A 13022-nucleotide genomic window follows, 5' to 3' on the forward strand; every position below is an offset into this window, starting at 1 on the left:
ATGTGCTCAGCGAACAGTTTGGCGATCTGCTGCTTGGTCTGGTGGATCGCCGGCATGATGATGTGGGAGGGTTTCTCGCCGGCGAGCTGGACGATGTATTCGCCCATGTCCGATTCGAGGGCGCCCACGCCGGCGGCTTCCATGGCGTGGTTGAACTCGATCTCCTCGCTGACCATCGACTTGCCCTTGACGATCAGCTTGGCCTGATGGCGCTGGGCGATGCCCAGCATGATGGCGTTGGCTTCTTCGGGGGTCTCGGCCCAGTGCACCTGCACGCCGTTGCGGGTCAGGTTGGCTTCGAGTTGTTCGAGCAGGTCGGGCAGCTTGGACAGGCTGTACTGGCGGATGGACTCGGACAAGCTGCGCAGGGAGTCCAGCTCGTCCGCATCGGGGAACTGGGCGGCGCGCTTGGCCATGAGAAAGTCCATGGCGCCGCGGAAGCTGGTGCGCAGGTGGGGATCATTCACCGCGTCGTGCATGCGCTCGCGCAGGGCCTGGGCGGAGACGAAGGCGATGGGCTTGCCTGCATCCTTGCCGGCGGTGTTGGCCTGGGCGCTCATTGCACGTCTCCTTCGGCGTTGATGACCAGCACGATCAGCTCCTTCGGCCCGTGGGCGCCGTAGGCCAGGGTCTGCTGGATGTCGGCGGTCTTGGACGGGCCGGAGATCAGCAGGGCGTTGGTGGGCAGCCCGCCGGCCCAGTTCTCGCTGACCAGGGCATCGTAGAAGGTGGGGTGGATGCTGGCCGCGTCGAGCAGGGCGAAGTGGATCGGCGGCACCAGGGATAGGGTGCGGGGCTCGTCGGCGGACGACCACAGGATCAGGCTGCCGGTCTCGGCGATGGCGCCGCGGGTCTGGGTGAAGCCGGCGTCCACCGTGTGGAACAGGTCGGCCTTGATGTCCTCCACCTGGCCGGCCCAGGGGCGCAGCGCGGTGCCGGTAAACGTCGCGGGATCCAGGCGACGGCCGGCCGGGGTTTGCGCCCCGAAAAGGAGTGTGCCCACGCCCTTGTCGGCGCACAGGCGGGCGAGCAGGGCAGGCCAGTCGGCTTCGGTGGTGACATGCACGTCGGCGTGGAAGCCTTCGATGCCGGTGCGGAAGCGGGCCAGGCGCTCGGCCTTCGATTCGTTGCGGGCCCGGGCGGCGTAGTGGGGCGCCGGGTCGGGGTGGGCCAGAGGTTCAGCGGGGCGGGCGCCGCGCAGCTTGGCGAGGATGCGGTCGCGGGCGCTCATGCGTGCTCTCCACTGGGCTTTCCGCCGGTGCGGCGGAGCAGGAAGGTGGCCAGGTGCTCGCCGGGCAGCGAGGCGCTGGCGCGGCCGGCGTCCTGGTCTTCCCGGGCGGCACGCTGGGTGATGTTGAGCATGCAGCCGCAGTCGGCGGTCACCATCTGGCAGGCGCCGGTGGCCTTGATGGAGGCGACCTTGTCGCTGACCATGGCGGTGGACACGTCCGGGTGCTTGAGGGAGAAGGTGCCGCCGAAGCCGCAGCATTCCGACTCGTGATCGTGGATGGCCAGGGTCACGTTGCCCAGGCGGGCCAGCAGTTCGCGGCCCACCAGCAGGGTGCCCATCTCGCGGCGGGCCGAGCAGGAGGTGTGCAGGGCCACGGTGACGGCCGGGCCCTGATCCTCGCGCTTGAAGCCGACCACGTGCAGCAGGAACTCGGCGAACTCGTAGGTGCGGGCGGCGACGGCAGCGGCGCGGGCTTTGAGGGCCGGGTCGTCGGCGCAGACCTTCTCCCAGTTCCAGCGGATCATGCCGCCGCAGGAGCCGGAGGGCACCACGATGGGGTAGTCGCCGGGGAACAGGTCGAGCTGGGATTCGACTACCTGGCGGGCTTCGTCGGGGAAGCCGCTGGTGTAGGCAGGCTGGCCGCAGCAGGTCTGGTTGTCGGGGAAGATCACACGGATGCCTTCGCGCTCGAGCAGGGCGATGGCGTCCATGCCGGCCTCGGGGACGAACATGTCCACCAGGCAGGTGCCGTAGAAATACACCGCCTCGGGGCGGGGCGGGTAGCTGCGGGCGGCGTGTCCTGTGCCTGCAGCCTCGGGGGCTTTGCTCATGTCTCCTCCAGTCCTGCCGGCGGGCGACGGGGGTGTCGCTGCGGCGATCGGCTATCAGTATTTGATTAGTTCCGGTAAATTGGTAAGACCAATTGATCGGATGGGTGAAAATTTACGCTCTGGCGTCTCCGGCGTCAATCCCGCTGAGCGCTCAAAGGTTTGATTTAATGGAGTTCTAGGGGTAAACCTCTAGCGTTTTGGGCGTTCTGCGCTTGTAGTGCGTGCAGCCCTCGCCGTAGAATTTGGTCTTACCAATTTCAGACTTATGCCATGGCCAACGGCAAACTGGCGGTCCAGCGCCTTTCCGACACCATCGCCCATGAACTCGAGCGGCGCATCCTGGATGGTGCCCTCAAGCTGGGTGACCGCCTGCAGCCGGAGCGTGAGCTGGCGGCCGAGCTGGGTGTGTCGCGCCCGTCCCTGCGCGAGGCGATCCAGAAGCTCGTCTCGAAGGGCATGCTGCACAGCCGCCAGGGCGGCGGCACCTATGTGACCGATCGCCTTGACGCGGGCTTCATCGACCCATGGCAGGAGATGTTGCGTCAGCACCCCAACATCCAGGGTGATCTGCTCGAATTTCGCGGCATGCTGGAGTGCGAGGCGGCGTCTCTCGCCGCGCGCCGCGCTACCGATGCCGATCTGCAGCGCATCGACGAGGCCTTTGCCCGGGTCGAGGCGCTGTTTGCCCAGGGCACCTCGGCGGAGGTGCTGGAGCAGCAGGTGAAGGCCGACCTGGCCTTTCACCAGGCGATTGCCGAGGCAGCCCACAACGTGATGTTCGGGCACCTCACCGCCAGCCTGTTCCGCGTTATCAATGATCACATCGACCGCAACCTGCGGCACCTGCGGCGCACCGAGGACGACTGGAAGGAGCTGCGTGACCAGCATCGTGCGATCTGGGAGGGCATCCGCAGCCGCGATCCGGCCCTGGCCTCGGCGGCGGTGCGGCGGCACATCGATTTCGTCAGCGCCAGCATGGTGGCCCGGGCCCGTCATGAAGAGCGGGAGACCCGTGCCCGTGTGGCCCGCAGCCTGGTCCGGTCGGCACCCCTGAAGGGCGAGGTGGCCGAGGTGGAGAGCGGATCGCAGTAGAATCGGGATCTCTTCGCAGACTTTTTCGCTCCGTCCATGCATTCCCTCGAAGACCTGCGTGCCGGGCGCCTGAACGGTGCGCGGCAGCTGCGCCTGTGTGCCGGCCTGGGCGAGTTTCCCCGGGAGATCTTCGATCTCGCCGATACCCTGGAAGTGCTCGACCTTTCCGGCAATCAGCTGAGCACGCTGCCGGACGATCTGCCGCGTCTGCACCGGCTGCGCATCCTGTTCTGCTCGGGCAATCCCTTCCGGGTGCTGCCCGAGGTGCTGGGGCGCTGCCCGCAACTGGAGATGGTGGGCTTCAAGTCGTGCCAGATTGAACGGGTGCCTGCCGAGGCGCTGCCACCCCGTCTGCGCTGGCTGATCCTCACCGACAACCAGGTCGAGGTGCTGCCGGCCGCCATCGGGCGCTGCACCCGGCTGCAGAAACTGATGCTGGCCGGCAACCGCCTTCGCCAGCTGCCGCCGGAGCTGGCCGCGTGCACCCGGCTCGAACTGCTGCGCATCGCCGCCAATCAGCTCACCGGGCTGCCCGGCTGGCTGCTGCGTCTGCCCCGCCTGGCGTGGCTGGCCTATGCCGGCAACCCCTTCTGCGCAGCGGTGGAGCAGGCTGCGCAGGGGGCAGATCGGGCCGATCCGGTGCCCTGGCATGCCCTGGCCCTGCAGCAGGTGCTGGGGGAGGGTGCCTCCGGGGTGATCCATCGGGCCGCCTGGCAGGAGGGTGCCCACTGCCGGGATGTGGCGGTGAAGCTGTTCAAGGGCGCGGTGACCAGTGACGGCCTGCCCCTCAACGAGATGGCGGTGTGCCTGGGAGCGGGCGATCACCCCAACCTGATCCCGGTGCTGGGCCGCATCGCAGATCATCCGGCAGAAGGGCACGGGCTGGTGATGGCCTTGATCGACGCGCGCTTCCGCAGCCTCGCCGGGCCGCCCAGCTTCGAGTCCTGCACCCGTGACGTGTACGCCCCGGATACTCTGTTCACCCCGGTTGCGGCCCTGCGCATCGCCCGGGGAATCGCCTCGGTGGCCCGCCACCTGCATGCGCAAGGCATCAACCATGGTGATCTCTACGCCCACAACATCCTGCATTGCGGCGAGGGTGCCGCCGTGCTCGGTGACTTTGGTGCCGCGTCCTTTCATCCACCCGGCGACCCGGGGGCGGCGGAGGCCTTGCAGCGTATCGAGGTGCGGGCCTTTGGATGCCTGCTGGAAGAGTTGGTGGAGCGCGGTGCGGACGGGCCGGAGGGCGGCCCGAGAACGGCTCTGGCGAGCCTTCAGGCCCGCTGTGTCGATCCTGATCCCGGCGCCCGCCCGCTGTTTGCGGAGCTCGAACAGACCCTTGGCAGGCTTGGGGAGGATGCGTGAAGGCAGCCTTCCTGCAGTGGGTCCGTCAGCGCATCCAGGGGCGCAAGGCGCTTACGGAGATCGAGCGTGCCCGCATGCTCGTCGCCGCCATCGACCGGGGCGGCATTCCGCTCAACCCTGCCCGGGTGAACGCCATCGCCCGGGACCTGGGGCTGGAGGTGTCGAGGAAGGCGCCGGTGGAGGAGACGGTAGAGCGGATCCGGGGCTGCCTGCTGCGGCACCGGGAGTGGGATCAGTGAGCGCGCATTGCTGACGCGGGGCGCCAGTGCGTCAGCGCCTCGGCGGGGGGCTTGTCATCAGGGGGGCGCTGTGCCGCTCCGGGAGGCGTGCAGGGGCGCATCAACGACCAGGATGTGATGGACCAGCTTGTCCTCAACCAGTACGCACAATTCCTCACGGGATAGCTGCCCGGCTTCAAAGCGGGCGACACCCGCCGTCAGGGTGTCCAGGTAGCGTCGGTGCAGCCGGGCGTGCTCCGTCAGTTCGCCGTGGCCTTGCGCGTTGAGCGTGTCCTCCTCGCGGGAAAAGTGACGTGCCGACAGCGCCGCAAAGTCGTGTACCAGGGGGCGGACCCGCGCCTTATCTGTGCTGCTCATGATCGCCCTGGCGGTCCGGGTGGCCATGAGGATCAGCTGGCAGCGTGGGGCGTCGAGTGCCCTCTCGCCGATGGTGAGATCCTTGATGCGGGAGAACATCAGCGTTTCGAAGGACATTCAGCAATTCCGCTCGCCGGAGCACGAAGTTGAGAGCTGCCCATGATCGTAGCGGGCAAGGCGGCGGAAACCTGTCACATCCTTGCAGGGTCCCTGCGCTTAGTCGATCTCGAGCGATATCAGCAGCTGATAGCCTTTCCCCCTCACCGCACGGATGAGGGGCAGCGCCGGATCCGGATGGAGTGGCACAAGTTTGCGCCGCAGACGGCTGATCACGACTTCCAGATAGTTCTTCTCATGCTCCGTGGTCGGATCGTCGCAGACTTGCAGCAACTGCTCGGAACTGGCCGTACTCTCGGGGCCGGTCGCCATGGTGCGGATCACCGCGCATTCCAGTGGCGAAAGAGGCGCGCTAGCGCCCACCGGGCTGGTCAGTACGCCAGTGAGCGGGTCCAGGTGCCAGGCAGGCCTGGCGGCGGGCGCGAGGCGGCGCTGGAGGCGGCGCTGGAGGCTGCGCAGGACGGCGATCAGCTCCTCGCCTGATACTGGCTTGGTCAGATAGACATCGGCGCCGGCCTCATAGCCGATGATCCGGTCGGTGGATTGCTTGCGGCCAGTGAGCATGACGATGCCGATGCGTGGATAGGTTCGACGCAGCCTGGCGGCAATGCTCAGACCGTCTTCCCCTGGCAGATTGAGGTCGAGCACCGCGATGTCGGGCGGGCCGCCATGCTCCATCAGCCAGTCATCCACGGCCAGGCCGCAATTCACGCCCTCTGCACGGTAGGCATTGAGGCGCAGAAAATGCAGCAGCTCTTCGCGCAGGATGCCGTGGTCCTCGACGATGAGGATGTCTTCCATCAGGCCGCCCTGCCTTCCGGCCCCGCCGCCGGAAGGCTCAGTTCGAATTCCATGGCGCCCTCGTTGTCGATGTCGAAGCGGATGTCGCCGCCCTGAAGGTGGGCCAGGGAGCGCACCAGGTGCAGCCCGAGCCCGGTTCCCGTGAACTCATGGGCTTCCGGACCACGGTAGTAGCGCTCGAAAATGCGTGCCGGATCCGGCAGGGCAGACGGTCTTACCTGATTGCGGATGCGGATCACGGTGTAGCTATGGCCTGCCTCATCGGGCCTCATGGTGACGCGCAGCCCGATCCTGCTGTCGGCTGGAGAGTACTTGAGCGCATTGTCGATGAGGTTCTCGAGCATGATGTCCAGCAATTGCCGGTCGGCCCGGACGGAGGCATCGGCCGGCACGGAGAGATCCAGGCGTCCGTCGCCATCCGGCGTGGGGCGGGCCAGATCGGCGAAAACCGTGGTCAAGGGGCATGCTGCGAGGAGCACAGGCTGTTCCCGGCGCTCAAGGCGATCAAGCTGGAGGCAGCGATCGATGATCTTGCTCATCGCATCGCTGGCCTTGCGCATGGAGTCCAGTCTTTGCAGGATGTCGGCGGGTGCATCGGCGAGCTGGAGGCGCAGGGAGCTGCCTGAGATCTTCACGATCCCCAGGGCGGCGCGCAGCTCATGGGTGAGCATGTCCAGAAACTGGTCCTGCAGTTTGAGGCGCGCCCGTTCTCGTGCCTCGCTCGCCTGCAGGGACAGGTCGTCCGCTTCTTTCATCAGCAGCACAAAGGCCAGGGTGCCCACCTGCAGAAAGCTGAACTGGACCACGAAGGTGAGGGACTGGATGAGCGTCGGATCCAGCAGTCCGGCGCCGGTGGATGCGGAGTGCACCACTCTCATCAACATGATCGGAACGAAAAGGAGAAAGAGCAGGCCTGTGAGTCGCTGCAGACGCGACGCCCCCTTGCTGGCCAGAAGGGCGACGCCACCCGTGGCATAGATGCTGGCCACCGTCGAGCCGGACACTGCCACGAGCTCGCCGGGAGAGCGTGCAAAAAGCCACAGCAGGAGGGCTCCGCTGACGACCTCCGTCGCAAGGACGAGGTTGAGAACCGAGCGGATCCGCCAGGGGATGATCAGCAACCCTGCCTCGAGCGCAAAGCCCGTCATGATCAACGGGTTTCCCACATGGGCCGAGAGGACCAGCGGAATCTCTCCCCGAAGGTTGATCAGGGTCCAGCCCGTTGCCTGGAGGAGCTTGCTGAGGACAAACAAGCGCACCGGATTCCGGCTCGCCGCACTTTTTCCGTAGGCGAGGGCCATTGTCATCGCAATCAGGTTGCCGATGACGAGCAAATGCAGAACGGTGGAAAGCTGCAGAACGGGCACGATGGAGGGCCAGGCCAGGGCGCCGTCGGGAAAACGCGCCATTCGGCGAGTTTATGACGAAACGCCCGGCACCGGGGTCCTGCTCTCGGCGCGGGACCCTTGTCAGCCGGCCCCTTTTCGGCCCTTTTTCGGCCCCTCTCCCGAATCTGCAAAAGCAAAAAGGCCAACCCTTGCGGATTGGCCTTTTTGCTTGAATCGGGTGGTGGTGATGGGCGGAGTCGAACCGCCGACCTATGGGTTATGAATCCATCGCTCTAACCATCTGAGCTACATCACCAACCGAAGCCCGCTATAATAGGGGTTTGATTGTTGTCGGTCAACACGTGATGAAAAAGCTTTATATCCGTACCTTCGGTTGCCAGATGAACGAGTACGACTCGGACAAGATGGCGGATGTGCTCGGGGCGGCCGATGGGCTGGAGAAGACGGATAACCCGGAAGAGGCCGATGTGATCCTCTTCAATACGTGTTCCGTGCGCGAGAAGGCCCAGGAAAAGGTCTTCCACGACCTGGGGCGGGTCAAGCACCTCAAGCAGAAGAACCCCAACCTGATCATCGGGGTGGGCGGCTGCGTGGCCAGCCAGGAGGGTGAGGCCATCGTGGCGCGGGCGCCCTATGTGGATCTGGTGTTCGGGCCGCAGACCCTGCACCGCCTGCCCAAGCTGATCGCCGAGCGCAAGGCGTCGGGGCGGTCCCAGGTGGACATCTCCTTCCCCGAGATCGAGAAGTTCGACAACCTGCCGCCGGCCCGGGTGGAAGGGGCGAGCGCCTTCGTGTCGATCATGGAGGGCTGTTCCAAGTACTGCACCTTCTGCATCGTGCCCTACACCCGGGGTGACGAGATCTACCGCCCCCTGGCCGACGTGCTGGCCGAAGTGGCCGGGCTGGCGGCCCAGGGCGTGAAGGAAGTGACCCTGCTCGGCCAGAACGTGAATGCCTGGCGTGCGCCGGTGGATGGCGACGGCGGCGAGATGGCCGACTTTGCCTTCCTGCTCGAGTGCGTGCATGAGATCCCCGGGATCGAGCGCCTGCGCTACACCACCTCGCACCCGCGGGAGATGACCCAGCGGGTGGTGGACGCCTATGCCCGGCTGCCCAAGCTGGTGTCGCATCTGCATCTGCCGGTGCAGGCGGGTTCCGATCGGGTCTTGGCGGCCATGAAGCGGGGCTACACGGTGATCGAGTACAAGTCCCTGGTGCGCAAGCTGCGCGCGGCGCGGCCGGACCTCTCCCTGTCGTCGGACTTCATCATCGGTTTTCCGGGCGAGACCGAGGCCGATTTTGAGGCCACCATGAAGCTCATCGACGATCTGGGCTTCGATACGTCCTTCAGCTTCGTCTACAGCTCGCGCCCCGGCACCCCGGCCGCCGACCTGGCCGACGACACGCCCCAGGACGTCAAGCTGGCGCGCCTGTCGCGGCTGCAGAAGCGTATCGAAGAGCATGCCGCCACGATCAGCGCCGGCATGGTTGGCTCGGTGCAGCGCATTCTTGTCGAAGGGCCGTCGAAGAAGGATCCCAACGAGCTGGCCGGTCGCACGGACAACAACCGGGTGGTTAACTTTGCGGGCAACCCGCGCCTGGTCGGGCATTTTGTGGAGGTGAGCATCGTTTCGGCGCTGCCCCATTCCCTGCGCGGTGAGATCGTGACGCGGGATTGACGATTTTGATGGTTTTTCCTTCCCCGGCGGGCTTCAGTCTGGCAGCATGCGGCCAATGAAGCCCACGGAAATCGTCCTGCATCCCCTCGACAACGTCCGCCTCGCCAATCTGTGCGGGGCGCTCGACGAGAACATCCGCCAGATCGAGACGGCCTTCGACGTCACCATCGCCCGCCGCAGCGAGCGTTTCACCCTGCATGGCGCGGCGCCCCAGATGCATCATGCGGCGCGTGCCCTGCGCCACTTCTACGAGAAGTCCGACGAGGCTCTGTCGGTGGATGACATCCAGCTGGGGCTGATCGAGGTGGTCAAGCTGGGGGAGGGCAGTGGCCCGGCGCCGGTGCTGATGACCCGCAAGAGCGAGCTGCATGGTCGCACGCCGCGGCAGGTGGACTACCTGCGCCAGATCCAGGAGCACGACATCACCTTCGGCATCGGCCCGGCCGGCACCGGGAAGACCTACCTCGCCGTTGCCAGCGCCGTCGATGCCTTCGAGCGCGAGCACGTGGAGCGCATCGTGCTGACCCGCCCGGCGGTGGAGGCGGGCGAACGCCTGGGCTTCCTGCCCGGCGATCTGGCCCAGAAGGTGGATCCGTATCTGCGCCCCCTTTACGACGCCCTCTACGACCTGATGGGTTTCGAGCGGGTGGCCAAGCTGTTCGAGCGCGGCTGCATCGAGATTGCGCCCCTGGCCTTCATGCGCGGCCGCACCCTGTCGCGGGCCTTCATCATCCTCGACGAGGCCCAGAACACCTCGCCGGAGCAGATGAAGATGTTCCTGACCCGCATCGGCATCGGCTCCCGGGCTGTGATCACCGGCGACCTGACCCAGGTGGACCTGCCCCGGGGCCAGAAGAGCGGGTTGGGTGAGGCCGTGCAGGTGCTGGCCGACGTGCGTGGCGTGGCCTTCACCCGCTTCCTCAAGGAGGACGTGGTGCGTCACCCCCTGGTGGCACGTATCGTCGATGCCTACGAGAAACACGGGCTGCGCACCGCTGCCCCGCCTGCCCAGCAACAACAAGTCCAGCAACAATGAGCGACATCAAGCTGCCCCGCCGCCTCGACCTGTCCGTGCAATACGCCTGTAACCGCGACGGTGTACCTTCCCGGGTCGAATTTCGCCGTTGGTTGCGGGCTGCCGAGCCCGGCGCGGCCCGCATAACCGTCCGCATCGTCGACGAGGACGAGGGGCGCGAACTGAACCGGGACTACCGGGGCAAGGATTACGCCACCAATGTGCTGACCTTTGCCTATGGTGAAGGGGAAGACATGCCCCTGCCCGAAGGCCTGCCCCTGATGGGTGACCTGGTGCTGTGCCGGCAGGTGGTGGAGAGGGAGGCTGCGGAGCAGGGCAAGCTCCTGGACGCGCATTACGCCCACTTATCCGTGCATGGTATGCTGCATTTGCAGGGTTTTGACCATCTGGAAGATGCTGAGGCCGACGAGATGGAAGCCCGCGAACGCCAGATTCTGGCTGATTTGGGCTATGCAGACCCGTACGCGGGAGAACGCTGAGTGGTGAGGTGAGCAATGCGCCATGGGCGATGGAGGGATTCGGTTTTGATCTCCATCGCCCATGGCCCATTTCTCATCCACCTTTTTTATGGAACCCTCCAGTAGTAAACCGTCCTTGCTCGAACGGCTTTCCGCTCTCCTGACCCGGGAACCGGAAGACCGGGAAGAATTGCTGCACCTCCTGCACTCCGCCCACGACCGCAACCTGTTTGATGCGGACGCGCTGGCGATCATCGAAGGTGCCCTGCAGGTTTCCGAAATGCAGGTGCGGGACGTCATGGTCCCGCGGGCGCAGATGGACGTTGTCTGCCTCGACGATTCTGTCGAGGACATCACCCGCTTTGCCATCGGCGCGGCCCACTCCCGTTTTCCCGTCATCGGCGAGAACAAGGACGACGTGGCCGGCATCCTCCTTGCCAAGGATCTGCTGCGGGTCTTCGCCGGTGAATCCTTCAATCTGCGCGACATGCTGCGCCCGGCCGTCTTTGTGCCGGAGTCCAAGCGTCTCAACGTGCTGCTGCGTGATTTCCGGGTCAGCCGCAATCACATGGCCATCGTGGTGGACGAGTACGGCGGCGTGGCCGGGCTGGTGACCATCGAAGACGTGCTGGAGCAGATCGTCGGCGACATCGAAGACGAATACGACTTCGACGAGACCGCCGATAACATCCGCCTCGACCAGGCCGGGCGTTACCGGGTCAAGGCGGCGACCGAGATCGAAGACTTCAACGAGGCCTTCGCCACCTCCTTCAGCGATGCCGAATACGATACCGTCGGCGGCCTGCTGATCCGCAAGCTGGGGCGTCTGCCCAAGCGCAACGAGATCGTAGAGCTCGAAGGCCTGCGCTTCCAGGTGCTGCGGGCCGACAGCCGGCGCGTTCATTCCCTGCTCGTCGAACGCATGCCTGACCAGGAGGCGATCGGCGGTTGATGGCGTTCTGGCGACAGGGCCTGGCCCTGCTGGCGGGGGGCGCGTCGGTGCTTGCCTACGCCCCTTTCGAACTCTTCCCCCTGGCTTTCCTGAGCTTGGCCGTGCTGTATGGCCTGCTCGACCCGATGGCGCCGGCTGACCTGGCAGACGCGTCCCGGCGACGCAGGGCGCGCTACGGGTTCTCCAGTGGCTTTGCCTGGGGGCTCGGGGCCCTGCTGGCCGGGGTGTCGTGGCTATACGTTGCGCTGCATCGCTTCGGCGGCATGCCCATGCCCCTGGCCGCCTTCGCCATCCTGCTGTTCTGCGCAGGCATGGCCCTGTATGCCGGCCTGGCCGGCGGGCTGTTTGCGTTGCTGCGGCGGGGCCGGCCATGGGGCGACGCCGCCCTGTTCGCCGCCCTGTGGCTGTTCTCCGAATGGCTGCGGGGATGGGTGTTCACCGGTTTTCCATGGCTGGCCAGCGGCTATAGTCAGAGCCCGCCCAGCCCCCTGGCCGGCTTTGCGCCGGTGTTCGGCGTGTTTGGGGTAGGGGGGCTGCTGGCCCTGGCGGCCGCGTGGACGTGCCAGGCGGTGCTCGGGCGCCGTCGCAGGTCGCTGCTGGCGGTGCTGGCCCTGCTCGCCGTGGGCGTGGCTTTGCGTCAAGTCGCATGGACGGAGGCTGTTGGGGCTCCGGTGAAGGTTGCGCTGCTGCAGACCAACATTGAGCAGAGCCTCAAGTGGCGCCCCGAGATGCTGCAACGCTGGCTCGACGTAAACCTGGCCATGCTCCGCGAAAGCCCTGCTGACATTGTTGTTCTCCCCGAGACGACGCTGCCCCTGCTGGTGGAGCATCTGCCGCCCGGCTATCTGGACGAGTTGCAGCGTATTGCCGCCGGCAATGGTGGCGACGTGATCCTCGGCACCTTCACCCGGGACGGGGCCGGGAACATCTACAACGCGGCGATCAGCCTGGGCCGCTCGCCGTCGGGGCATTACGCGAAGCAGCACCTGGTGCCCTTCGGCGAGTATTCGCCACCGCTGTTCCGCTGGTTCTACGGGCTGGTGAACATCCCCATGGCCGACCAGACCCGGGGCGCCGAGCGCCAGCCGCCGCTGGCCCTGGCCGGGCAGAAGGTGGCCGTGAATATCTGCTACGAGGACGTCTTCGGCGAGGAGCTGATCCGCAGCCTGCCGGAGGCCACGCTGATGCTCAACCTCTCCAACCTGGCCTGGTATGGTGACTCCCTTGCCCAGCCCCAGCACCTGCAGATCGCCCGCTTGCGGGCTCTCGAAACAGGGCGGCCGATGCTGCGCGCCACCAATACCGGGATGACGGCGCTGGTGATGCCCGATGGTGCAGTGGCCGCCGTGCTGCCCGCCTTCCAGGCGGCGGCCCTGCCGGTGGAGGTGCGTGGCTACCAGGGCCTGACGCCCTACGCCCGCTGGGGCAACTGGCTGGCGGTGGGGCTGGCGGCCCTGGCCCTGCTGGGGGGTGCCGGGTGGCGGCGAAGCTGAGGCGGACGGCGTATCATCGCGGT

At 66.2% G+C, this 13022-nt stretch carries 14 protein-coding genes and 1 tRNA gene; 8 read left to right on the forward strand and 7 right to left on the reverse strand.

Going from position 1 to position 13022, the window contains the following annotated elements; genetic code table 11:
* The 3 genes from ACIQ09_RS11740 to ACIQ09_RS11750 form a co-directional block, all read right to left on the reverse strand.
* Window positions 1-560 (reverse strand): LUD domain-containing protein (locus tag ACIQ09_RS11740; RefSeq protein ID WP_398309652.1); only part of this gene is annotated, 560 nt, incomplete at its 3' end.
* Window positions 557-1231, reverse strand: coding sequence for a lactate utilization protein C (locus ACIQ09_RS11745; RefSeq protein WP_398309655.1), 675 nt, complete (start codon window positions 1229-1231; stop codon window positions 557-559). The genes ACIQ09_RS11740 and ACIQ09_RS11745, both read right to left, overlap by 4 nt.
* Entirely contained in the window at window positions 1228-2061 is an 834-nt protein-coding gene (locus ACIQ09_RS11750; RefSeq protein WP_398309657.1) for a (Fe-S)-binding protein, read from the reverse strand. Before ACIQ09_RS11750 ends, ACIQ09_RS11745 begins: the two co-directional genes overlap by 4 nt.
* A gap of 270 nt (window positions 2062-2331) precedes the next feature.
* Between ACIQ09_RS11750 and ACIQ09_RS11755 the strand changes: the two genes are divergently transcribed.
* The 3 genes from ACIQ09_RS11755 to ACIQ09_RS11765 are packed head-to-tail and all read left to right on the forward strand — an operon-like array spanning window position 2332 to window position 4757.
* Window positions 2332-3153 carry a FadR/GntR family transcriptional regulator gene (locus ACIQ09_RS11755; RefSeq protein WP_398309665.1) on the forward strand — a complete coding sequence of 274 codons (822 nt, stop codon included), beginning with the start codon at window positions 2332-2334 and terminating at the stop codon, window positions 3151-3153.
* A 36-nt stretch (window positions 3154-3189) separates the two neighbouring features.
* Window positions 3190-4518 carry a leucine-rich repeat-containing protein kinase family protein gene (locus ACIQ09_RS11760; protein WP_398309668.1) on the forward strand — a complete coding sequence of 443 codons (1329 nt, stop codon included), beginning with the start codon at window positions 3190-3192 and terminating at the stop codon, window positions 4516-4518.
* Window positions 4515-4757, forward strand: coding sequence for a hypothetical protein (locus ACIQ09_RS11765; protein ID WP_398309671.1), 243 nt, complete (start codon window positions 4515-4517; stop codon window positions 4755-4757). The genes ACIQ09_RS11760 and ACIQ09_RS11765 overlap by 4 nt, the downstream gene beginning before the upstream one ends.
* A gap of 57 nt (window positions 4758-4814) precedes the next feature.
* On the opposite strand, the gene ACIQ09_RS11770 is transcribed toward ACIQ09_RS11765, so the two are convergent.
* The 4 genes from ACIQ09_RS11770 to ACIQ09_RS11785 form a co-directional block, all read right to left on the reverse strand.
* Window positions 4815-5231, reverse strand: coding sequence for a bacteriohemerythrin (locus tag ACIQ09_RS11770; protein ID WP_398309674.1), 417 nt, complete (start codon window positions 5229-5231; stop codon window positions 4815-4817).
* A 99-nt stretch (window positions 5232-5330) separates the two neighbouring features.
* A complete protein-coding gene (locus tag ACIQ09_RS11775) occupies window positions 5331-6032 on the reverse strand; it encodes a response regulator transcription factor (protein WP_398309677.1) in 702 nt (233 codons plus the stop codon).
* Window positions 6032-7441 (reverse strand): sensor histidine kinase, encoded by a 1410-nt coding sequence (locus ACIQ09_RS11780; RefSeq protein WP_398309680.1) that lies wholly within the window; start codon window positions 7439-7441, stop codon window positions 6032-6034. The genes ACIQ09_RS11775 and ACIQ09_RS11780 overlap by 1 nt, the downstream gene beginning before the upstream one ends.
* 158 nt (window positions 7442-7599) lie before the next feature.
* A tRNA-Met gene (locus tag ACIQ09_RS11785) sits at window positions 7600-7676 on the reverse strand.
* Between the two features lie 49 nt (window positions 7677-7725).
* Here ACIQ09_RS11785 and miaB point away from each other — a divergent pair.
* From miaB to lnt, 5 genes are all read left to right on the forward strand, one after another.
* Window positions 7726-9060 (forward strand): tRNA (N6-isopentenyl adenosine(37)-C2)-methylthiotransferase MiaB, encoded by a 1335-nt coding sequence (gene miaB / locus ACIQ09_RS11790; RefSeq protein ID WP_398309683.1) that lies wholly within the window; start codon window positions 7726-7728, stop codon window positions 9058-9060.
* A 55-nt stretch (window positions 9061-9115) separates the two neighbouring features.
* The gene (locus ACIQ09_RS11795) at window positions 9116-10096 is read left to right on the forward strand and encodes a PhoH family protein (RefSeq protein WP_398309686.1); all 981 of its coding nucleotides are present in this window, start codon (window positions 9116-9118) and stop codon (window positions 10094-10096) included.
* A complete protein-coding gene (ybeY, locus tag ACIQ09_RS11800; RefSeq protein ID WP_398309689.1) occupies window positions 10093-10575 on the forward strand; it encodes an rRNA maturation RNase YbeY in 483 nt (160 codons plus the stop codon). Before ACIQ09_RS11795 ends, ybeY begins: the two co-directional genes overlap by 4 nt.
* An 88-nt stretch (window positions 10576-10663) precedes the next feature.
* Window positions 10664-11506, forward strand: coding sequence for an HlyC/CorC family transporter (locus tag ACIQ09_RS11805; protein ID WP_398309692.1), 843 nt, complete (start codon window positions 10664-10666; stop codon window positions 11504-11506).
* The gene (gene lnt, locus ACIQ09_RS11810; protein ID WP_398309695.1) at window positions 11506-12999 is read left to right on the forward strand and encodes an apolipoprotein N-acyltransferase; all 1494 of its coding nucleotides are present in this window, start codon (window positions 11506-11508) and stop codon (window positions 12997-12999) included. Before ACIQ09_RS11805 ends, lnt begins: the two co-directional genes overlap by 1 nt.
* Window positions 13000-13022: the final 23 nt, after the last annotated feature.

This window comes from Zoogloea sp. (genome assembly GCF_044344315.1).
Classification (GTDB): Bacteria; Pseudomonadota; Gammaproteobacteria; order Burkholderiales; family Rhodocyclaceae; genus Zoogloea.